The 23453-nt window shown below is 35.2% G+C and carries 17 protein-coding genes and 1 pseudogene; 10 read left to right on the top strand and 8 right to left on the bottom strand.

Features of this window, described 5'->3' with window-relative positions; all coding sequences use genetic code 11:
• The first annotated feature begins 16 nt into the window (after window positions 1–16).
• The 5 genes from AC3WRL_RS17630 to AC3WRL_RS17610 are packed head-to-tail and all read left to right on the top strand — an operon-like array spanning window position 17 to window position 5849.
• Window positions 17–1000 (top strand): L-histidine N(alpha)-methyltransferase, encoded by a 984-nt coding sequence (locus AC3WRL_RS17630; RefSeq protein ID WP_492330866.1) that lies wholly within the window; start codon window positions 17–19, stop codon window positions 998–1000.
• A gap of 18 nt (window positions 1001–1018) precedes the next feature.
• Complete coding sequence (gene egtB, locus AC3WRL_RS17625; protein WP_492330865.1) at window positions 1019–2191, top strand: ergothioneine biosynthesis protein EgtB; 1173 nt, start codon at window positions 1019–1021, stop codon at window positions 2189–2191.
• 10 nt (window positions 2192–2201) lie between these two features.
• The gene (locus AC3WRL_RS17620; RefSeq protein ID WP_492330864.1) at window positions 2202–3119 is read left to right on the top strand and encodes an ABC transporter ATP-binding protein; all 918 of its coding nucleotides are present in this window, start codon (window positions 2202–2204) and stop codon (window positions 3117–3119) included.
• Window positions 3116–4681, top strand: a complete 1566-nt coding sequence (locus AC3WRL_RS17615; RefSeq protein ID WP_492330863.1) for an ABC transporter permease/substrate-binding protein — start codon at window positions 3116–3118, stop codon at window positions 4679–4681. The genes AC3WRL_RS17620 and AC3WRL_RS17615 overlap by 4 nt, the downstream gene beginning before the upstream one ends.
• 4 nt (window positions 4682–4685) lie before the next feature.
• Window positions 4686–5849: a MalY/PatB family protein gene (locus AC3WRL_RS17610; protein ID WP_492330862.1), complete on the top strand. Its 1164-nt coding sequence runs from the start codon at window positions 4686–4688 to the stop codon at window positions 5847–5849.
• A 56-nt stretch (window positions 5850–5905) separates the two neighbouring features.
• On the opposite strand, the gene AC3WRL_RS17605 is transcribed toward AC3WRL_RS17610, so the two are convergent.
• From AC3WRL_RS17605 to AC3WRL_RS17585, 5 genes are all read right to left on the bottom strand, one after another.
• Window positions 5906–6151 (bottom strand): redox-active disulfide protein 2, encoded by a 246-nt coding sequence (locus tag AC3WRL_RS17605; protein WP_214825709.1) that lies wholly within the window; start codon window positions 6149–6151, stop codon window positions 5906–5908.
• A gap of 1 nt (window position 6152) precedes the next feature.
• A complete protein-coding gene (locus AC3WRL_RS17600) occupies window positions 6153–6749 on the bottom strand; it encodes a hypothetical protein (RefSeq protein ID WP_492330861.1) in 597 nt (198 codons plus the stop codon).
• 168 nt (window positions 6750–6917) lie between these two features.
• Window positions 6918–7604, bottom strand: a complete 687-nt coding sequence (locus tag AC3WRL_RS17595) for an AcvB/VirJ family lysyl-phosphatidylglycerol hydrolase (RefSeq protein ID WP_492330860.1) — start codon at window positions 7602–7604, stop codon at window positions 6918–6920.
• Window positions 7594–10185 (bottom strand): phosphatidylglycerol lysyltransferase domain-containing protein, encoded by a 2592-nt coding sequence (locus tag AC3WRL_RS17590; RefSeq protein WP_492330859.1) that lies wholly within the window; start codon window positions 10183–10185, stop codon window positions 7594–7596. The genes AC3WRL_RS17595 and AC3WRL_RS17590 overlap by 11 nt, the downstream gene beginning before the upstream one ends.
• Before the next feature lie 116 nt (window positions 10186–10301).
• A complete protein-coding gene (locus AC3WRL_RS17585; protein ID WP_214825701.1) occupies window positions 10302–10688 on the bottom strand; it encodes a Fur family transcriptional regulator in 387 nt (128 codons plus the stop codon).
• Between the two features lie 91 nt (window positions 10689–10779).
• Between AC3WRL_RS17585 and AC3WRL_RS17580 the strand changes: the two genes are divergently transcribed.
• The 3 genes from AC3WRL_RS17580 (at window position 10780) to AC3WRL_RS17570 (ending at window position 13846) form a co-directional block, all read left to right on the top strand.
• Window positions 10780–11118 carry a MerC domain-containing protein gene (locus AC3WRL_RS17580; RefSeq protein ID WP_214825699.1) on the top strand — a complete coding sequence of 113 codons (339 nt, stop codon included), beginning with the start codon at window positions 10780–10782 and terminating at the stop codon, window positions 11116–11118.
• 10 nt (window positions 11119–11128) lie between these two features.
• A complete protein-coding gene (locus AC3WRL_RS17575; protein WP_492330858.1) occupies window positions 11129–12334 on the top strand; it encodes a GTP-binding protein in 1206 nt (401 codons plus the stop codon).
• Between the two features lie 96 nt (window positions 12335–12430).
• The gene (locus AC3WRL_RS17570) at window positions 12431–13846 is read left to right on the top strand and encodes an alkaline phosphatase (protein WP_492330857.1); all 1416 of its coding nucleotides are present in this window, start codon (window positions 12431–12433) and stop codon (window positions 13844–13846) included.
• Between the two features lie 104 nt (window positions 13847–13950).
• Here AC3WRL_RS17570 and AC3WRL_RS17565 read toward each other — a convergent pair whose 3' ends face one another.
• The 3 genes from AC3WRL_RS17565 to AC3WRL_RS17555 all read right to left on the bottom strand — a co-directional run bounded on the left by AC3WRL_RS17565 (window position 13951) and on the right by AC3WRL_RS17555 (window position 19382).
• Window positions 13951–15396, bottom strand: a complete 1446-nt coding sequence (locus AC3WRL_RS17565; protein ID WP_492330856.1) for a serine hydrolase — start codon at window positions 15394–15396, stop codon at window positions 13951–13953.
• Window positions 15397–15531: 135 nt separating this feature from the next.
• Complete coding sequence (locus AC3WRL_RS17560) at window positions 15532–16557, bottom strand: phytase (RefSeq protein WP_492330855.1); 1026 nt, start codon at window positions 16555–16557, stop codon at window positions 15532–15534.
• A 14-nt stretch (window positions 16558–16571) separates the two neighbouring features.
• Entirely contained in the window at window positions 16572–19382 is a 2811-nt protein-coding gene (locus AC3WRL_RS17555; protein ID WP_492330854.1) for a TonB-dependent receptor, read from the bottom strand.
• A gap of 337 nt (window positions 19383–19719) precedes the next feature.
• On the opposite strand from AC3WRL_RS17555, the gene AC3WRL_RS17550 reads away from it, so the two are divergent.
• Window positions 19720–22359, top strand: coding sequence for a glycoside hydrolase family 2 TIM barrel-domain containing protein (locus AC3WRL_RS17550; RefSeq protein ID WP_492330853.1), 2640 nt, complete (start codon window positions 19720–19722; stop codon window positions 22357–22359).
• A gap of 345 nt (window positions 22360–22704) precedes the next feature.
• Window positions 22705–23436: pseudogene (locus AC3WRL_RS17545) on the top strand (penicillin-binding transpeptidase domain-containing protein); the annotation flags it as partial.
• Window positions 23437–23453 lie beyond the last annotated feature (17 nt).

Genomic DNA, 23453 nt, shown 5'->3' with positions numbered 1-23453 from the left:
ATAATGAAAACGTAAAATGAATTTAAACACCAATTCTCAAATAAAAAATAATCACAATAAGACCGAAAACTTTTTCCTCGATGTAAAAAAAGGACTGGAAAGTGATCCTAAGAGATTATCTTCAAAGTACTTTTATGATGAAATTGGGGATCATCTTTTCCAGAAAATAATGGCAATGCCGGAATATTATCTTACCCAATGTGAACTGGATATATTTCAAAATAAAACATCGGATATTGCTGATCTTATTGCCTTTGATGATCAACCATTCGATCTTATTGAACTTGGTGCCGGTGATGCCATGAAATCAACGCACCTCTTGAAATACATGGTAAAAAAAGGCTTGGATTTTACCTATATGCCTATTGATATTTCAGGTAATATCCTTTCAATTCTGGATCAGAAATTAAATGAAAGCATACCGGAATTAAAAGTAGTCTGCTTAGAAGGTGAGTATTTCGAAATGTTAAATAAAGCAGCTTCACTTTCCTCAAGAAGGAAGGTGATATTGTTTTTAGGTGGTAATATCGGAAATATGGAACTTGATGAGGCCCGTTCATTTTGTTCAGGTCTAAAACAACATCTCGCATCAGGAGATCGGGTATTGGTAGGTTTTGATCTAAAGAAAAATCCACATACTATTTTAAATGCCTATAATGATAAGACTGGTATAACAGCGTCATTTAATCTTAATCTTCTTACCCGCATTAATCGTGAACTTGATGCCGATTTTGACCTTAAGCAATTTCAGCATTATCAGACATACGACCCTGTTAGTGGGGCATGCCGAAGTTATCTTGTAAGTCTTATCGATCAGGTTGTAACCATTGATCATGCAGTAATATCGTTTAAAGAAAATGAGCTGATTGATATGGAAGTTTCACAAAAGTTTTCAGAAACAGATATCGAAGAATTAGCAGAAAAAGCGGGTTTTGAGATCAAGGGAGAAATAAGAGACTCAAAAAAATGGTTTATAGATTCCGTTTGGAAAGTGAAATAATAATTAAAATCTAAAAAGATGATAGCAAATCCTAAGATTATTGATGTAGTAAAGAAATATACGGATGTTCGAAACCATTCCGTAGCAATTTGTGCCCCATTGGAAATTGAAGACTTTGTGGTGCAGCCTATTGTAGATGTTAGCCCGCCAAAATGGCATTTAGGACATACCACCTGGTTTTTTGAAACTTTTATATTGTCACCCAATTTTCCAGGTTATGAGGTTTTTGATCCCCAATATAATTTTGTTTTCAACAGTTATTATGAAACCATCGGAGCACGTGTTATCAGGACCGATCGAGGTAATCTGAGCCGTCCCTCAGTTGCTGATGTTTACCAATACAGAGAATATGTTGATCAGCAAATGAAAGCTTTCCTTCAAAGTGAATCAATGAGTAAATCTATTGAGTCCCTTTTGGAACTTGGATTAAATCATGAACAGCAACATCAGGAACTTTTGCTTACCGATATCAAATATATTCTTGGACATAATCCTTTATTTCCTGCTTATAGAAAAGATTCAGGTGTAAAACAGGAAAACCTAAGTATAGGGAAAATGATCCATTTTAATGAAGGGATCTATGAAATTGGTTTTAATGGTAATGGTTTTTGTTTCGATAATGAGTTAGGGAGACATAAAGTTTATCTTCAGGATTTTGAAATAAGTGATCGGGCAGTTACCAATGGTGAATACTTGGAATTTATAAATGATAGCGGGTATACTGATTTCAGGCATTGGCATGCTGAAGGTTGGGACTGGGTAAAACAAAATAATATAAAATCTCCTTTGTATTGGCATTTTATTGAAGGCCAATGGATGTATTATACTTTAGATGGTTTACAGGAATTAGATCCCGGAGAAGCGGTCTGTCACATTAATTTCTACGAAGCCGCAGCTTATGCTGCCTGGAAAGGAATGCGTTTACCTACCGAAGCCGAGTGGGAAGTCGCTTCTGAAGAATTTCCGTGGGGAAACCGTTGGGAATGGACTGGAAGTGCCTATTTACCTTACCCGGGATTTAAAAAAGAAGCTGGTGCAGTAGGGGAATACAATGGAAAATTTATGGTAAACCAAATGGTCTTACGAGGTGCCTCAGAAGCAACACCAAAGGGGCACAGTAGAAATACATATCGTAATTTCTTTCATGCGAATCTACGCTGGCAGTTCACAGGAATCAGATTGGCGAAATAAGTCTTAAACTATGATTAAAGTAGAATCAGTAACTAAAAATTTTGACGAACGAACTGCTGTCGACCGCATTTCTTTTCAAGCGAATGACAAGGAAATATTAGTACTTCTGGGAACCAGTGGTTGCGGAAAAACAACGACTCTAAAAATGATCAATCGTCTGATAGAAGCTGATTCTGGTAATATATTTATTAACGGAGAAAATATTCGCAATAAGAAGGTTGAAGAACTCCGGATGCATATAGGTTTCGTTATGCAGCATTCAGGGTTGTTTCCCCATTATACGATTCGACAGAATATAGCTGTAGTTCCGGAGTTGCTGAAATGGGAGAAAAAAAAGATCCAGAGCAGAACCGGGGAGTTAATACATAAGCTTCATTTACCCGAAGATCTTTTAACTCGTTTTCCTCAGGAATTAAGTGGGGGACAGCAACAGCGTGTTGGCATTGCCAGAGCTTTAATTGCAGATACTCCCATACTATTAATGGATGAGCCTTTTGGTGCATTGGATAATATAACAAAAGCAGACATTCATTCTGAATTTAAATCACTTGAAGAGCTTAAAAATAAAACCATCATTCTTGTTACTCACGACGTGCAGGAAGCGTTTGAACTGGGGCATAGGATTTGTTTGATGGATAAAGGGCAAATTATTCAAATAGGAACTCCGATGGAAATGCTTTATCGCCCTGAGAACGATTTTGTAAAAGATTTTTTTGCAGAAAACAGGCTTTTACTGGAGTATAAAGTAGCCAGCTTAGAGAATGTCCGACCCTTTCTTGCCGATTCTCAAATACTAAATGGAAGGTTTAATAAAACTGAAAACGTATGGAATATTTTACAAAAGCTAAGTGCTGATAAAAGCTATACAGAACAGTATGAAAAATTAACAGAAGCATTCAATATTTATAGAAAAGTGCAGACCGAATGACGCAACAAAGTCTATGGCAATTTATTGTCGAACAACAAGATAAACTCCTGATTCAAATTGTACAACATCTTGGATTGACTTTTGTGTCATTACTATTGGCGATCGTAGTTGGAGTTCCCCTGGGAATATTGATAGCAAGGAAGAGATTATTTGCCAATCCTGTTCTTGGAACTGCAGGTATCTTACAAACTGTTCCCAGTATTGCTTTGCTTGGATTTATGATTCCTGCTTTTGGGATAGGAGCAACCCCGGCAATTGTAGCTTTACTGATCTATGCGCTTTTACCAATTATCAGAAATACTTACACAGGAATTACGGGAGTTGACCCTGCAGTTATTGAAGCGGCGAAAGCAATGGGAATGAGTAGGAAACAGCTTCTTTTCAAAGTTGAACTTCCTTTAGCAATGCCCGTTATCATTGCAGGAATACGGACCGCTGCTGTTATCAATGTTGGAGTGGCTACATTAGCTTCATTTGTTGCGGCAGGAGGATTAGGTGAATTTATATTCGGTGGTATTTCACTGAATAATACCAATATGATCCTTGCAGGTGCCATTCCAGCGGCTTTACTTGCTATTATATTAGATCAGCTGATTGCTGTTTTACAAAAGACAGGTTACCGAAGACTTCGTAAGATCTTATTTATCATTCCCTTAATACTGATTGTCGTTGTTGGATTCTATGTACTAACTTCAAATTCCGGGAACAAACTTAAAGCAGGTTTTACGCCGGAGTTTATGGGACGACAGGATGGAGATATCGGTTTGAGATCAGTGTATGGACTGAATGCGAAGCCTACCATTGTAAGTGATGCTATTATGTACAAAGCTGCTTATGATAAAGAACTGGATGTTATCAGTGGTTATTCTACAGATGGCAGAATTAAGGCTTTTGATCTCTATGTTTTAAATGATGATAAAAAAATATTTCCACCTTATTTTGCAGCACCAATCATCAAAACAAAAACATTACAAAAATTTCCCCAATTGAAGGAAGTTTTAAATTTGTTGGTTGGAAAATTTAATGATTCCGTTATGACGGATCTTAATTACAGATCGGACTATTTACACCAGACGCCGGAAAAAATTGCTAAAGATTTTCTAAGAAAAAATGGATTATTAAAGACCCCAAGAAAAGGTAGCGGCGGAACCATAAGGATCGGATCAAAAATTTTTGGCGAGCAGTATATTCTTACAGAAATGTATAAAATGCTTATTGAAGGCTATACCGATTATAAGGTTGAAACGAAGACCGGATTGGGAGGAACTAAAATATGTTTCGATGCTCTGACGAATGATGCGATCGATTTTTATCCTGAATATACAGGCACCGGACTTTTAGTGCTTCTAAAGCCAACGGAATCAACCATTAAAAATGTAAGTCAGAGTGCGGAAAAAACCTATGATTATGTCAATTCAGAATTTAAAAAACAATATGGAATTGAATGGCTGAAACCTTTGGGTTTTAATAATTCTTATGCTTTAATGATGCGTAGAGAACAGTCTCAGAAATTAAAAATAAAAACTATTTCAGATCTTAAAAACTATTTAGACACTCCTTAATTACATGAACTATAATTTTGACGAAATAATACCAAGACGAGGAACGAACTCTATAAAATGGGATAAGGTTGCTGATGAAAATGTATTGCCAATGTGGGTAGCTGATATGGATTTTAAAACACCTCCTGAAGTTATAAAAGCTCTTTCAAGGAAGGTTGAACAAGGAATATTTGGTTACAGTATTATTCCTTCAGCATTTTATGATTCTATTATCAATTGGTGGGAAATAAGCCATCAGCTGATCTTGAAAAAAGAGTGGCTGTTACCAGTTCCCGGAATGATCCCCGCACTTTCAGCTATTATCAGAGCCCATCTTCAACCGGGGGATAATATTATTGTTCAATCACCTGTCTACAATCATTTCTTTACGCTTATAGAAAACTGTGAATGCAATACAGTTGAGAACCATTTGATCTATGAAAATGGAAATTATCAAATAGATTTTGTTGATTTGGAATTGAAAGCTTCAGATCCACAAACTAAAATGCTGTTAATCTGCAGTCCTCATAACCCTGTGGGTAGAGTTTGGGTACGTGAAGAACTGGAGAAAATAGCTTCCATATGCACAAAACATCAAGTAATGGTAGTTTCAGATGAAATCCATGCTGATCTGGTTTATAAAAATCATCGGCATATTCCGTTTGTTTCTGTTGCAGGAAATTATGATCTGGTTTCTGTTACCTGTGGTTCGCCCTGTAAGACATTTAATCTATCCAGCCTGCCTGTATCTTATGTTATCTCCAAAGATCAGGAGATCTTAAAACGGATTGAGAAAATACTTACAATACAGGAAACAACTACCATTAATCCATTCGCCGTTGAAGCTTTAATAGCAGCTTATAATCAGGGTAGAAATTGGATGGAAGAACTAAAAGAATATGTATATGCCAACTATTTATATCTAAAATATTTTTGCAAGGAATATCTGCCAAATGTATTGGTTAGTGACTTACAGGCGACTTATCTTGTATGGCTGGATTGTCATACTTTAGGTAAAGGATCAGATGAACTTTCCAAGTTTTTATTTAAAGAAGAAAAGCTTTGGTTAAATTCAGGTACCATGTACGGAAGCTCTGGAGAAGGTTTTTTACGCATAAATATCGCCTGTCCAAGACAAGTTTTGGAGGAAGGTTTACACCGATTGGAAAAATATGTACATAAAAAATAATATTGATCCGGTATTTCTTTAATACCTCTTATAATTCTGGGCGGCTTTTTTATCTTTTATAAATTTCTATTCGCCTTTTCTTTTTTTAATTGATTCCACTTGTTAATATTTAGGATTAAAATAGGGAGCAGGGCGATAGGAATTACAGTGAGGGCAGTAAATCCATTTTTGAATATTAAAAACATATTACTTAAGAATAGTATCGGGATTGAAACCATCAGCAAGGTGGTTACTGCTTTACTTTTCTTTTCATTGTTGATGAGTTCCTCGTTTGTGTATTCGGTTATAGGTTTATTTTTCATTTTATTTTTTTTTGATGACTTCAAGGTTATTAATTTTTCCGACAGGATCTATTTTGATTTGTTGATCTCCTTTTGTTACATAAAAATAGTAAGTACTATTAATGTCGATCATATAGATGTCAGTCGGTTCACTGGATTCAGAAGTGATTGTATAATTGTATTTTAGGTTTTGGGCTTCTATTCTTTTTTTAATAATGCTGCCTTGTCCTATTCCCAATCCAACGAATAAGGCAAGAAGTTCAATGGCTACAAGTATAGAAAAGATCGGAATCATGGTTTTCTGCAACTCTTTTTTATCACTTTCAGGATTTATTTTATAGCTTCCTAGTAGCTTCTTGCCCCAGTTTTTATCTCTGTTCCTGATCAGGACTACCTGAAATAAAAAGAAAAAAAGGACGACAGAAATTATTATTATAATCAATATAGGACTTGATGTCATATCAGCAATCGGACTGATGAGGATATCTGTAATAGATGAGTATTTTAAAATATTTATTCCCAATTGATAAAAAAGAATACTTTCCTTTAAAAGTCCAAGAATAATAAGATATAAATACCCTAATGGTAATAATCCTTGAATTTTTTCTAAATATTTCATTCAACTAAGATATTATTTTTCTCTCAATTTTTTGATCACTTAAACAAAATACCATATGTTCAGCTATTCATAAGTTCTTATGAATAGTAATAAATTAAATTTTAGATTATAGTATCCAGAAAGATATATTAAGTAGAGGCTCAGGATTTAGCTTCAGTATTATGCAAGTTATAAATTACTCTTGATGAAATTCGCCAGCATTTTGGTATTATTTCCATAATGATGATTTCCAGCTATATGTTTCATCCTGTAATTGGCTCCCAGGGTTATTGTCCGGTAGGGAAAACGGGTAAATTCAAAATCACTTAAGACAACCATTACGGGAACTGTGCCCATTTTATTGATTTCAGGGATCACCTGGAGGCTGCCTTTAGGTTCAAATCCGAAGTACTCATCAAGATGGATCTTGAAATCATTACTTTTTGAAGGGCCCATAATAAAAACTTTTTGAATCTTCTCTTTTAAGCTGGTGGTAAAACGGTTATATACAAAGGGAGTAACATCAGCACCAAATGAAAACCCTAATAAAACGACGTGTTGATTTTTTCGTCCATGTAACTTCTCCTTAATACAATTCTCAATGTCTAAAGAGGTTTGTTCCGGAGTTTTTTTGTTCCAGAAATAAGATTTTGTATCTAAAGCAAATACATCATAACCCAGTGTATGAAGATTCGTCCCTAAGCTCTTTGTGAACGTATTAAAACCAGCATCCCCACTTATAAAAAAGATGATGGGCTTATTGGTATTGGAGTCCCATTCCGTGATCCTAAAATCATTATCTTTCTGACAGCCGAAAAAAAAGGCTAATGTCAATACAGATAAAATTCTTATCAGTTTTTGCAGCTTATTCTTCATTTTTTTGCGGTTTCATCACTTTACTTAATGTCGTCGGGATTTGAAGTAGTTCAAAATCATTGTTGTACACCAGATACTTGTTTTCCCAGATATCAGCATACTTTTCTTTAAAGTTTCTCAGTGTTTGATAATGCTTAAAACTTCCTACTCTTTGATAGGCAAATTTCATAATATCTTCAGCCGTATTGTTGGTCTGTTCTATTCCTGCCATTGGGGTCATTCCCATATTGACAAACTTTAGATTTTTACTTTTAGCATATTCTATAAGTTTCACAATTAAAACATCTACACTGCCATTCGGCGCATTTTCAGTTTTTCTGATCATATCATAACTGCATTCATCAGGGGCACAATGTGGAATGATATTTAAAAATGCAACACACATACCATCGACATCAAAAATGGTAATAAGATCTTGATTTTTTACAACTTCGCGATCAAACATCCCTTCAGCGAATACGATTTCTTTTTTATCAAACTCTCTTAACCATTCGTCGGAAACCCTTTGAATATGATCTATCATATCCTCATTATGAGGAGCATAGCGTATTGTTGTGGTATAACCTGATTTTTCAACAGCATTAATTCCATTTCTAATCGTTTTCCTGTCTTTCCCACTCAGACTAAACTTTTCTGTATCTACAATTGCATCCTGACCAATAAATAATTTTTGTTTTTTTAAAGGATTAAAATAAACGATTCCATTTTCACCTACTCTGTAATAACAGGTCTTTAGGTTATTATTCTTACAGTATTGATCAAATTCATTAATCAGATCTGTCTTATTTTGCTCAGCACAAACAGGATCTTCTAATACGACAGCGAATCCGTTTGCTGTCCGGAAGGATACCATGCCATTGATTTCTTCTGAAAAGTAAAACTGTTTTTCCTTGGTCAGTTTAAAATAGTCCAATGAAGAAGCTCCAAACTCTTCTACAAGATGTTGGGCATTCATATGGCTCTCTTTGTCATCTTTTTCAATACGGGAGTGGGTCCTGTAAAATGAAAAGATAAGTACCAACCAGGAAATAACCCCAAGAATATAGTTGAGGTTCTGAAAATCCCTTGCAAACCCTGTAAGCGGGGTAAGTCCGGAATCTTTGAATAATAAAAATGTATGTAATGTATAATACAGAGCCTCTTCTTTTGTAAAATCTATACCGAAATGAGATTTGCTTATAAAGTAGAAGCTAAGGTAATTGAAAATTAAAATGACGGTAAAGATCCCTAAAAACCAGCTAAATCCTTTTTGTAAAGAAACGATTTTAGTCGTGAAAATATATTCTTTTCTGGTATATAATAACAGGCCTAAAGTGAATGCTGAAAACAAGGCTTCTTCATAATCCAGAGCTTTTGATAAATTAAAAACAATAGAGAAGATGGTAAGGATCACAGCAAAATACCAAGCTCTTTTATAACCTCTAAAAAGATTGGCAGAAGTCGCCAAAAGCAATACTCCTGAAATAAGTGTGATCATCTTGGAAATATGGATCAATTCCCAGGGTAAATAGTTTTTCAGAATATGAAGACGATCTGTTAATGCTGGTGTAATTACAGAAAGGATATTAATAATACCTAATAAAAAGATCATGATTACAGGTAAAATACGAGCAAATAGTTTTCTTCCACCCCATAGGTAGGCTACTATTCCCAGAATCAAAGGAATCCAAAATTCAAAAAAACGATAAAGCAATGTAATTCCTAAACCATCGGCATGCTTATATCCGAAATTGGCAAGGATATAGGTGAGAGAAAATTCCACAGCCCCCAAACCACGAAGAAAAGGAGATACGATCATTAATAAAATTGAAACAACATACGATATTGCTGCCGCAGAAAATGAAGCAGGAACTCCAAATGCATACATGGCGATCAGAAGATGGAAAACACCACAAAATTCAATAAAAATAGAAACCAGAATAGTAATCCAAAAGTACTTTTTATCGATTTCATTGGTAAATATTTCATCAACTGTGCTGATAAATTTTGGGAATTTCTTATCAAGGAATTGGTAGAAGGAATTTTTCTTCCGGAAAGAAATGAAAATGAGATAACTTCCGATAAGTATTGCCACTAAAACTAAAATACCAACCCAGCTGTCATTAAAGTTTTTATTGATCAAAACTGCATAAGCGATTAATGGAATCCCAACCAGTACTACTGTCAGTAAGCCTACAAATCCATATATGGCACTGGCCTGATGGATTTTCGAAGACTTATAACCTTTCGTTCTAATGTTTCGGGGAAGATAAGCAAGTGAACTGACGCCACCGGCAGGAAGAAATACACTTAGGAAGTTTCGTTTTAAAAATAAACTTGTAGCATCTGATATACTTACATTTAATTTTGTAGCGCGAAAACTCGTTACATACATTAAACCTTGAAGAAGAACATAAATGAAGGCTAATAATACTCCAATTAAGATCCAACCTAATTTTGCATTTTGAAGCTCAGGACCAATAGTAGCCAGCTCATGTCTTTCACTTCGGAAAAATACAAATGCCAGTAATAAGATAGCAACTGCTAAAACTTCCTTCCAGCGAACCAACTTGAAGATTTTTGAAAAATTTATTTTTTTCATATTTGTGACTGCCATACTTTTCGGGTACTTTCTGTACTGAAATGCTTTAAATCAAAAATAGATAAAAAAATCTTTAACAGCTGATAGATATTTTACTTTATTTACGTTATCAAAGGTTAATTTTGATAACATTTCGGACAAATTCCGCTTACTACGAAATTGTAACTTTTTGCAACAAAATGCTTAGGTAGTGTTATTTCCGGAACTATATTTTCTATACAGGTAACCGACTGGCATTTCTCACAATTGAAATGGATATGATTATGGGAGTGATCATTCTCTGTACAATGATGACATTTGGCATAATTCACGACACCATCTACATTCACAATCTTATGTATTTTCCCTTCCTCTTCCAAACGGTCCAATACTCGATAAGTAGTAACACGATTGCATAGATCCCCAACTTTCTCCTGAATAGCAGTGTGGGATAATGCGCTTTCTGAGTTATTGATAATGTTTAATATCTCAGTTTTGGCCTGGGTATTTCTAACTTGCTTCATGATTTTATTGCAACAATGTTGCATTAATTAGATTTAATATTTACATTTGCAACAAAGTTACGATAAGTATTTTAAACTTAAATATCCATTTATGAAATCAAAAATTTTAGATGCAGTAGGAATTTCAGCAGCAGTTTTATGTTTGATCCATTGTATTATTTTTCCTTTATTAATGATTGTTCCTCTGGGAATCTCTCATAATCCTTATGTTGATCTTGCTTTTCTTTTCATTGGAGGAGTGGTTGTGTACAGAGTAACGAAAAAGGTTTCAAAACTCTGGTTGAAATCGTTGTTCTGGATCTCAATTCTATTAATCTCTATATCGGTATTGGTTGATCTCATTTATGAAATCCATATTCCATTGATCTATGTAGGAGCTGTAGGATTAATTACCGGTCATATTCTCAATTTTAAAAATCATAAACATTAATTCTATTATCATGACAAAGGAAAAACTTCCTGTAACTGTACTCAGTGGTTTTCTTGGTGCAGGGAAGACCACATTACTCAACCATATTCTGCATAATAAAGAAGGTTTAAAAGTAGCTGTAATCGTTAATGATATGAGCGAAATAAACATTGATGCACGTCTTGTGGAAAATCAAAATACACTGTCCAGAACAGAAGAAAAACTGGTGGAAATGAGTAATGGCTGTATTTGCTGCACACTTCGCGAAGACTTAATGATAGAAGTAGAAAGGTTAGCGCGTGAAAAAAGATTTGATTATCTGTTAATTGAAAGTACGGGGATCAGTGAGCCAGTTCCTGTGGCACAGACTTTTAGTTTTATAGATGAAGAAAGTGGAATTGACCTTTCATCCTTTAGCTATGTGGATACGATGGTGACGGTAGTAGACTGCTTTAATTTTTTTAAAGACTTTGGTTCCAACGAACGATTAATGGATCGTGATCTCACCGACATGGAAGGAGATTTCCGTACCATTGTAAACCTTCTGACCGATCAGATAGAATTTGCCAACGTTATTATCCTGAACAAAACGGATATGGTAAATACGGAAACTGTTAATTTTTTGAAAGCAACGATCCGGAAATTAAATCCTGTTGCAAAACTGATCACTTCTGAATTTGGAAAGGTACAACCCAAAGAAATTATGAATACGGGATTATTTGATTTTGATGAAGCTCAACAGTCGGCAGGATGGCAAAAAGAACTGCAAGCTGAACATCATACACCGGAAACTGAAGAATATGGAATTGGTTCATTTGTGTTCAGAAATAAAAAACCTTTTCATCCAATGAGGTTATGGAAATATCTCAATGTACAGTATCCAGAAGGTGCATTACGTGCTAAGGGGCTGTTCTGGCTCGCTTCCCGTCCTGATGATGCCCTTAATTTTTCCCAGGCAGGTGGATCTTTTAGATTGGAAAAAGCTGGAGTATGGTGGTCGAGTATGCCCATGAGTAATCGTGTACAATATCCTTCATTTATAGAAAATCAGGAATTTATTGAAAGCCGGTGGGATAGAAGTTGGGGTGACAGGATCAATGAACTGGTTTTTATTGGAAAGAATTTAGATCAGAAAAAAATGATGAATGATCTTGAAAATTGCCTGATCACGGTAGAGGAAAAGATAATGTTCGATGAGTCAATAGTTTTTCAGGACCCTTTCCCCGAGAATATCTGATAGTTTCCATTTAAACTAAATTCATAATTATTTAATGCAACATTGTTTCATTATTGGTTTTTATTATTTATATTGCAAAGCGAAATTTTAATACAGATGGATAGACGTAAGTTTCTAAAAGGATCAGCATTACTTTCCGGGTTATTAACAATTAATCCGGTAGATTTACTGGCAAATCAAACCCTGATAATTCCAAAATCCAATAAGAAGGCCAAAAACATCATTTTTATGGTAAGTGATGGGATGAGTTCCGGAACGTTGGCAATGGCTAATCTGTATTCTGAGAACATTCTTGGTAAAACTGGAAACTGGGTTAATCTGTATAAAGAGAATAAAGTATCGAGAGCATTAATGGATACTGCTTCGGCGAGTTCTATTGTTACAGATTCTGCAGCAGCCAGTTCATCATTTGGAGGTGGATTCCGGGTAAAAAATGGAGTTTTGAATGTAGGAGCAAATGGTGAGAGGTATGTTCCAATCTGGCAAAAATTTAAAAAGGCTGGTAAGAAAGCCGGATGTGTAACCACTGTAACAATCACACATGCTACTCCTGCTGGTTTTTGCGTGAATTCTGACAGTAGAAATGCCGAACCTGAAATAGCCGAAATGTACGCTGAAATAGGCTTTGATGTAATGATGGGTGGGGGAGATGAATTCTTCAATCCTTCAAAAAGAAAAGATAAGAAAGATGTATATGGTTTGTATCAGCAAAAAGGATATCAAATTTTAAGAGACCGTTCCGATTTGCAGAAGATTGAAAAAAGTAAACAGGTTTTAGGGGTTTTTAATACGGGAGCACTACCATATACGATAGATCGGGAAAATACAACTGCTTTACAAAACACACCAACACTTGCAGAAATGGCAAAAGCGGCTATCGATCAGATGAAGGATCATAAAGAAGGTTTTGTCCTTCAGATCGAAGGTGGGAAGGTGGATTGGTCAGCTCATGCTAATGATGTTGCTGCACTTATCCATGATCAGCTTGCTTTTGAAGATGCTGTAAAAGTGGCGATTGACTTTGCCGAAAAAGATAAAAATACATTGGTAATCATCACAACGGATCATGGAAATGCTAACCCAGGAACGATTTATGGAGCTGATGCCACTAAAAATTTCAATAGTATAGCCAATTATAAATTTACTAATGAATATATACTTAATGCTATTCATCCTGATTTCAACCTTCAGCAGACGAAAGACTGGATCTATGAAACCAATCAAGTAAGTCTGGCAGATGATGAAGCAAAAAGTCTTTTGGGTTTCTACACCAGCCTTGAAAAAGAAGGTGGGTTATATAATTATAAAAAGCTCCCATTTAAGCTCTATTCAGAAATTCAGAAAAAGCATAATTCTGTTGGCTGGATCAGTATGGATCATTCTGGCGATTATGTTGAACTTGCAATGTTCGGTCCGGGAAGTGAATTGCTAAAACCTTTTGTGAAAAACACAGACTTACATTATATAATGCTCGAAGCAGCAGAACTTTCAACTAATACTAATAGAAACTGATATTATTAGTATTTCAAATTTTTGAATAAATATTTTTTCATATTTATATCTTTTGGTGGAAAGAAGCCTTTACTTAATAGTAGAGGCTTCTTGTTTGTTTATAATTAATGGGCGAGTTTTTCGTATTTTATTCTTGCATCCTGGTCAGTAGGTTCCTTCTCTAAATAGTACTTTAAATAGGCGATAGCTTCTTTTTTTTGCCCGGAAATTCTATAGGCTTCACTTAAGTTATAATAGCCGTAGCTGGAATCGGGAAATTGGGAAATGTTAGTTATAAATAAATCTATGGCCAGTTGATTTTTCCTTTCAAATAGTGATTTGTAACCATATCTTTCTATCAGGTTTTCTTTTAACACATGCTTACCGGAATCATCTGATATCATTTTCTTGCCAGACTCATATCCGTGATCAGAAATCTGCCTGATCACTTTTCTGGTGTAAAAAAAGTTATCCAATGCAGGTGTTGTACCAGCCAATTGTTGTTTAATGAAATTACCTGCTTCCCAATAGTTTTCGACTTCTCCGTTGGTCAGTATTACCACGGTGTATCCCATATCTGTAAAGATCATCAGTTCATTGGCAATGCCATAATGTCCTCCAGTATGTCCTATAATGCGATGACCGTTGATATCGCTTTCACTGATTCCATAGGCGTACCTGGCATCACGGTATTTTAAAGAACCTTTGGTGTAGATTTCGGTATTTTTTTTATTGAGTAAAACATTATTCTGTAACGCATCCGCAAATTTGAGTAGATCTTCAGCAGTTGAAAATCCACCTCCTGCTGGAGTTCCTTTGATAACATTTAAAAAGGTATTATTTTTCCATTGACCGGGCTTTTCCACTGACATCGTATATCCTGTTGCCATATTGAGGATGGCATCATCGAGTTCATAAGCGTCTGTATCATACATTTTTAATGGGACAAAGATCTTTTCTTTTACATAATCAGAATAATTTTTTCCGGTTAGTTTTTCTATAATGAGTCCCAATATCATATATCCCGTATTACTGTAAAGCATTTGTGTTCCGGGTTTAAAAATCGGTTTTTTATCAACAAATAAGGGGCGGTAATCGGAAGTATTTCTAAACTTTTCCTTCGCGAGTTTAGCGTGTTCATCCCAAAAACTTTCCAGCCCTGAAGTATGTGTCAATAACTGATGAATGGTCACTGAATCATGAACAGTCTTATTAGGATAATCTGTGAGGTACTTGCCTACATAATCCTGAACTGATATTTTGCCTTCCTGTACCAATTGCATAACAGCCATTGCCGTGAACATTTTATTCATGGATGCCAGATTGAATTTTGTATTGATTTTGTTGGGAATATGATCTGCAATATTTGCCATCCCATAGGCTTGTTTAAAAATAGGTTTACCATTTTTAGCGATCAATACGACTCCGCTTAAATTATTTTCTTTCTCAAGTACAGCCAATTGTTTTTCTATATTTTTAACCGCATTACTGTTTTCCTGAGCAAGAACAAAAGAGATATTAAAGAATATCAGGATCATTAAGATCTTTATTTTAAGGTACTTTTTGAACATGAAATGTGATTGTTTTTACAACGTGTAAAGTAAAATGTTCGCAAGGTTTAGAAATTGTAAATATGGAAACTTTATAAAAAAACCACTGCAACTAAGTTACAATGGTTTACAAGATTAAAAAAAATGTAGATTAATTTATTTCATGGTGGTCTTGATCTTTTCTTCCAGTGTTCTCCAGTCATAAATATGAAATGCTTTACCATTGCTCATCGCTACAAATATCCCTTTTGGATATTTTGGTCCCAGGTTCACATTTGTTACCTCTGAACCATCACTTTCACTGGTTGATACAGGGATTTCTGCAATTTTTCCTTTCGAAGGATTTTCTCTCAGGTAAACGTTGAATGTGTCTTTCTGTTGATTCGAGACCAGTATGTATCCTGTTGTTGGAGAGGTGGCATAAATAGAAATTCCTTCTACATCGGATTTAAAATCTCCTTTTCCAAAAACCAAAAGCTCTTCATTGCCTTTTGAAGGGTCAGCATAATACTGATGGACACCAAATAGCTCATCAGAGTAATAAATGTATCCCAATTCATCATCCACAGCAATACTTTCGATTTCTTTCAGACCACTGTATTTTCCAAATTTCCGTACAACTTCTCCGGTAATTTTCCCTTCTTTTTCTGTTAATTTATATTGCCAGAGATAACCGTCACTAGGCCCTGACTTTCTTCCAACAATAGCAAATATTTCATCTGTTGCAGGGTTCTTATAAATAGAAATTCCCATTGGAGACCGCTCTGTTTCACCATCAAAAACAGTGAATGAGCCCACTTCCTTGAGATCAGGAAGTGAATAAAGTTTTACACTATTGGTTTCTCTTTCCGTAACGGCAGCAAAATCTATTTTACTTCCATTTAAAGATAAACCATATTCAAGATCTACATTATTTGGACGCTTTAATCCCAGAACTTTATTGATGATCTTTCCATTCAGATCAAAAGCATATAATCCACCATTAGAATCTTTATCAGTTCCTATGATAATGCTTTTTGACGCATCCTGATGATTGATCCATATGGCAGGATCATCGGTATCATAACCTACCTGCTCTGTGATAGCAGTAGGCATTATTTTTTTTCCTAACTGATTTTGCCCAATGCAGTTGATCAGTAAAGGGAAAGTTAATATAGCTATACCCTTATTTATTTTTGTCATTTTTTCTTTAATCATTAAAAATCAAACTTTACACCCATTGTAAATCTGGGTCTGTAATACTCAACCTGAGTTGTTCTGCTTTGAATTCCCTGGTAGTATCTCAACGGCTGATTAGTTAAATTATTAGCTTCTGCAAAAACTCTCAGCTGGCTGGTAATTTTATAGGAAGCATTAGCATCAAGGAACAACTGCTTATCATAGTAACGGTCATCAAATGAGGTGCCACCCAATTCGTCGATATAAGAAGATGCATAGTTCATAGAAACTCTGGCTGAGAAACGTTTATTTTCCCATGAAAGAGATCCGTTGAACATATGGGGAGCAGCTCCCGGTAATCCTACATCTGTTCTCTCAACGCCTTCTTCATTAGTGATTCCTTTAGCTTTTGATTTGGTATAAGTATAATTAACATAAACACCCAGGCCTTTCCAAAATGCCCCCGGAATAAAATCCAATTGTCTTTGTAAGGCAACCTCAAAACCGTAAATATCTACATTATCACCATTCCTTTGCTGGGTAAATCTCCAATTGCCTTCTCCCTCAGAAATAGGATTGGTCTGACCCGCAAAATCTCCTGAAAAATCTGCAGCAGTATAATTTTTTCTCGAATAGGTATAAATAAAGTCTTTCAGGTTTTTGTAAAATACACCACCGGAAAGAATACCCACAGATTTGAAATACTTTTCGGCCATGAAGTCAAAGTTATAGGCGTAAGTAGCTTTCAGATTGGGATTTCCTGCTGAGATCAGTTCATCTGCTGAGATGACACTTAGAAAAGGAACCAATGCATAGTAATTAGGACGGGCTAAAGCTGTAGTAAAGGCAGCACGAAGAACAAGGTTTTGTTCAGGAACATACTTAAAGGAAACATTCGGTAGAATATTCGTATAGGTATTCGTATTATTGATTTTTCCTACAAGATCGTCTTCATCCATCACATAATTTCCTGTATAATCTATTGTTGTAGTCTCAATTCGAGCTCCTGCGATCATAGAGAATTTATCACTAAAATCCTGATCCCATCTGATATATCCTGCATAGATATGTTCTTTTGCACTGTAATTATTGGAAAGAAACTCTTCAGGTTTAAGTTCTCCTTTAAACAAATTAGGATTGAAGAGGTCAAGACCTCCCATATAGGCTGCACTGGCAAAAGTTCCCGGAACATAATTGCCCGCCTGAAAGTTGTGTCCATCGAAATAAGAAGTAGGAACTGTTAAAAGGCTTCCCATACTATTTACCGGTTCAAAAGCATAGTAATCATTGTTTCTTTCTTTTTCTTTCAGACGTAATCTCGCTCCTACACGCAATCTTCCTTTTTGATCCTCAATTACTGAAAAAGGAAAACGAAGGTTCACTTTTGCGCCAAATTCTTTTTCCTGAGTGAAACTATTTGCATCTGAAAGATCACTTAGTTTGTAGCCGCCCAGGTTATCTGCTGTTGTCGGTGTGATCATTGGCCTTTCAGGGTCACTCAGATCACTTAGAAAGTTTACGTTTTTACGTTCAAATTCTATATACCGTTCATGAGGCTTTTCTTCACTTGCCATTGCATAATTCATGGACCAGTCAAGATCGATCTTAGAGCCTAATACATGTTCACCTCTCAAAGCATAATTCTGAACTTTTTGTTTTTCAAGACGGGTATTATCATTATCGGCATCTCCACCTTTGTCCTGTCTTGTAATACTTCCCGTCCAGCCTGTGATTTCTGTTTCATCCGTATTATAAACCGGTTTTATTTTATAACCTAAAGCATATCGGTTTTCCTTATCATTCCTGAAATTATACATTGCTGAAGCATAGATCTTATTTTTTGAATTGAATTCGTAATCCATATTCAAATCAAAGCTGTGTCTGATGCGATGTTCATTATAATAACGAACACCCATCTTACTTATATATGCTGTTTTTGCTACATCATCCGCAAGACTCCAGGTAGGCTCAATATTATCTGATCCAAAATTGTTATTGTTATAAGAAAAACTGAAAACAGCGCCCAGTTTTTTATTAAGAAAACGGTTTCCATAAACGAAACCTGCAGTATAATTTCCTTTTTCACGAATCGGATTATAACCACCTGCCAGCGTTGCAGAAAGCCTTTGTCCGTTTGGAGAAGCTCTTGTAATGAGATTGACAGATCCTCCAATAGCATCAGCATCCATATCCGGAGTCAGTGTTTTGTTGACTTCAATAGTTGCTATCATATCAGAAGGAATTAAATCCATCTGAACATTTCTGTTATCTCCTTCCGCAGATGGAATACGGTCACCATTTAAGGTTACCGAATTTAAATTAGGAGCCAATCCCCGGATAATCAGATTTCTGGCTTCACCCTGGTCATTTTGTATGGTTACTCCAGGAACACGTTTTAGTGCATCTCCAATGTTAGCGTCCGGAAAACGTCCGATCTGATCAGAAGAGATCACATTTGTAATATTGGCATTGTTCTTTTGTTTGTTTAAAGCTCTGGCCTGATTACGAAGGGTAGCTCCTGTTACTACAACTTCTTGGATTTCCGTTTCCTTTCTTGTGAAAACAATATTTTGCTTTGTATTTTTATCAGCTTCAACAAGAACATTGTATTCGTTGCTTCCATAGCCGATGTAATCTACTTTCATCGTATAGTTTCCTGCGGGAACATTCAGGAATATAAAGTTTCCATGTTCATCTGATGTAGTATAAATATTTCCTGGAGTCAGGGAGATCTTAGCTCCGGGTAATGTAATTTTTGAATCATCATTGATATTTCCGGAAACAGTTCCCGATTGTGCATAAAAATAGATCGATGCACACAATAAAACAGATGTAAAAATTTTCTTCACTTTAGTATATTAAATTTCAGCGTAAAAATAATGGTTGACACGATGGAAGGCATCAAATTAAGATTAAGGTTGTTTTAAAAAAATATGAACAAATTGTCAATTATGAGAGAAAATTTTAATGAATATATAAAGTATTTAAGTTGCTTTTTAATTTATATAAGCTCACGATTTGAAAGAAACTTTTGTTGAAACAACGTATAGCTGTAATCATAAGCATTTTATCTTTTTCTTTTAAATTATTTAAACGAAGGAAAATTTTATAATACCCAATTATTTCAATTAAATTTGTTTTTGTCTCTTTTTGAGATATTATGTCTTTCATAAATCTTTTAATACCATGAATCAGTTAAAAAATATCATTATACCTGCATTATTACTACTACCAGTTCTGCTATTTTCGCAGCGCATCAAACAAAGCATGAATACTTCATGGCAGTTTCACAAAGGAACAGGTGGAAGCGAAAGTGATAAAGACTATTGGAAAGATATTAATATTCCTCATACATGGAATGCCGAAGATGTAATGGATGATGAAGCTGGATATTATCGGGGGATTGGCTGGTACCAGAAAGAAATTTACATTCCCCAGGGCTGGAAAGAGAAAAGTATCTATCTGTATTTTGAAGGGGCGAGTCAGGTTGCAGAAGTATTCGTAAACGGGATAAGTGTGGGAACTCATTTAGGCGGTTATCTGGCTTTTAGTTTTAATATCACTAAAGCTTTACATGAAGGTAAAAATGAAATTAAAGTAAAACTTGATAACAGTCATAATTCCGATATTCCCCCACTAGGAGGTGATTTTAGCGTTTATGGAGGTATTTATCGTGATGTTTATCTTATTGCCGTCGATAAAAATCATTTTGATATGGATAATTATGCGACTAATGGTGTATTTATCAGTACTCCGAGTGTTAATGAAGAATCAGCTGTAATACAGATAAAGGGAAAGATAGTCAGTGATAAAAAGATCAGAATTAAAACTTCAGTTTATGATAAGGAGGGAAGAAAAATAGCGTTTTCAGAAAGCAAACCTGATAAAAATGGAAACTTTACTACACAGATAAAAAATATCAAAAAACCCGATCTGTGGAGTCCGGAAGATCCTAATCTATATAAGGTTGTCAGCGAATTAGCAGATGAATCAAATAATGTAGTTTATGATGAAGTCGTTAATCCACTAGGATTCAGATGGTACCATTTTGATGTGGAAAAGGGATTTTATCTCAATGGAAAACCCTATAAAATTATGGGAGCGAGCAGGCATCAGGATTTTAAAGGAATGGGTTCTGCTCTTACTGATGCTTTGCATATCAATGATGTGCAATGGCTTAAAGATATGGGCGGAAACTTTTTAAGAGTTTCACATTATCCACAGGATCCGGCTATTATGGAAGCTTGTGATCGTTTGGGAATATTAACAGCAGTAGAAACACCAGGTAATAATCAGATTACTGAAAGTGAAAATTATACCCGTAATATGCTGGACATGCAACGTGAAATGATTCGCCAGAATTATAACCATCCCAGTGTAATAATGTGGAGCTATATGAATGAGGCACTTATCCAACCGCTGTATAAAGATAAAACGCCTGAAAGAGAAAAGTATTGGGGAAATCTTTATGAGCTCGCCCAGAAGATGGAGGCTTTATGCAGAGCTGAAGATGGTGAAAGATATACCATGATTGCATTTCATGGCGATTTTGATTTATATAAAAGGATAGGTCTCATCGATATTCCAAAAATTGCAGGATGGAATTTATATCAGGGTTGGTATGGTGGAAAGTTTGAAGATTTTGAGACTTTTGTTTTAAAACATCATAAAGAATATCCCCTAAAACCTTTGATCATTTCAGAATTTGGCGCTGATTCAGATTATCGTCTTCATAATTTTAAACCTACAATTTTCGATAAAACCCAGGAATACGCGAATCTCTATCATGAAGCATACATTAGAACAATTAAAAAATATCCTTTCATTGCAGGGGCAATCGTTTGGAATCTTGCAGAATTTGGGAATGAAAGCCGTCAGGAAGCCGTTCCGCATATTAATAACAAGGGTTTGCTAACTACCGACCGCAAACCCAAAGACAGTTACTTTATTTATAAGGCTTTACTGGCAAAGGAACCTTTTGTAAAAATCGGAGGGTCGGACTGGTTATATCGTGCTCAGCAGGCAGATCAGGGAAGTGATACGTATGCAACACAGCCAGTCACAGTATATACCAATCAGAAAGAAGTAAAACTCTGGCTTAATGGACAGTTGATAGGTGCAGAAAGTATGAGTGAAGGTAAAGCTGTTTTTACCTGTATTTTCAAAAATGGAAATAATACACTTAAAGCTATAACCAATGATGGCCAGGAAGATTTTGTTAATATTGATTTCCATGTTATAGCCAATCAGTTAAAAAGCAAAGAAAATTCTTTTTCTACTTTAAATGTAAGCATGGGAGATCAAAGAATGTTTGAAGATGATTTGACAAAAGAAGCCTGGGTACCGGAAAAAGAATATGAAGCAGGAAGTTGGGGATATATCGGTGGGAAAATATATAAAGAAGATGAAAAGGGTGAGCGTTACGGTTCAAGGAGAAATATATTTGGAACTTCATATGATGCGATGTACGAAACACAACGTATAGGTTTGAAGACCTTTAAGGCTGATGTTCCTGATGGATTTTATGAATTAACATTACACTTTGCTGAACTTCTTAGCCCGGAGCAACAGGAAAAACTGGTCTATAATCTGGAAAACAATGCCAATCAGAATACCAAAACCGGAATAGGACGCAGGTTTGATGTAGCTGTTAATGGACTTACCATCCTTGAAGACCTTTCTGATGATAATTACCTGAAACCAATAACAGCATATAATACTAAGACAACATTGTTGGTGAAAGAAGGACAGGGTATAACGATAAATTTTATTACTAAACAGGGCGAGCCTATCCTAAATGGTCTGCAAATAAGAAAACTTTATTAGATAGAATAAATAAAAAGCCCGGATTGTGATCTGGGCTTTTTCATACCCCTCTTTACTATTGAGAGGTCAATTCTTTTTTGTATAAAAAAACGATGTATATGTATAAAAAGTAAGCAGGACTTATTTTTGAGTATATATATTTGATCATACAAGATGGGCTGATAAAAAAGATTTTGTCCTATTTGTATAACTTCGAATTTTTATCGATACTTTTCAAATATGAATAAAATTTTCGTAGTACTGAGTTTGTTTTTAAGTTTAACCTGCGTTGGACAAAATCAAAAAAATATCATAACAGCTGATGATGCTGATTTGTGGAAGAATAATGATAAAATTATTCTGACGAAAAATTATTTTAAAGACTGTGGTATTGGTGGATCTATTGTAATTTTTGATAACCAGAAAAAGAAGTGGTTTGCTTCTGATACAATGAGTGTCCGTAAAGAAACATTGCCGGCTTCCACATTTAAAATCATCAATTTGTTGATTGCTCTGGAAACCAAAACGATTAAAGATGAGAACCAAGTAGTGAAATGGATTGGAAAAACCGATACACTAAAGTATGGTTACAGGCCGGATATCTATCATGATATGAGTGTAAAAGAAGCTTTTGAAGTATCAGCAGGCTGGGTATTTGTAGAATTGGCAAAGAAAATAGGTAAGGAGAAATATAAAAAATACCTGGCACTCAGCCATTATGGGAATGGAGATCTGTCACAAAAGGATGCTGATTTCTGGAATTTTGGAGCATTTGAAATTTCAACCGTTAATCAGGTAGAGTTTTTAAAGAAGCTCTATGATGAACAGCTTCCTTTCTCAGAAAGGAATATACAGATTGTAAAAAAAGTAATGATCACAGAAAAAAAAGACAACTACATCATTCGTTCAAAAACAGGATGGACCAGAGATAAAGGAATAAATACCGGTTGGTGGGTAGGCTTCGTAGAAAATCCAAAGGGAGTTTATTTTTTTGCAACTCGTCTTTTGCAGGATAGAAAATTTAATAACCCTGATTTTGGAAAATGCCGTAAAGAAATTACTAAAAATGTTCTTCGGGATCTGGAGGTCATTAATTAAAAAAATGAAATTTATAT

It is taken from the genome of Chryseobacterium sp. FW101-FHT12H09, from assembly GCF_058790395.1.
The sequence above is the reverse complement of the archived record's forward strand: the minus strand, read 5'-3'. Positions and strand labels throughout refer to the sequence as shown.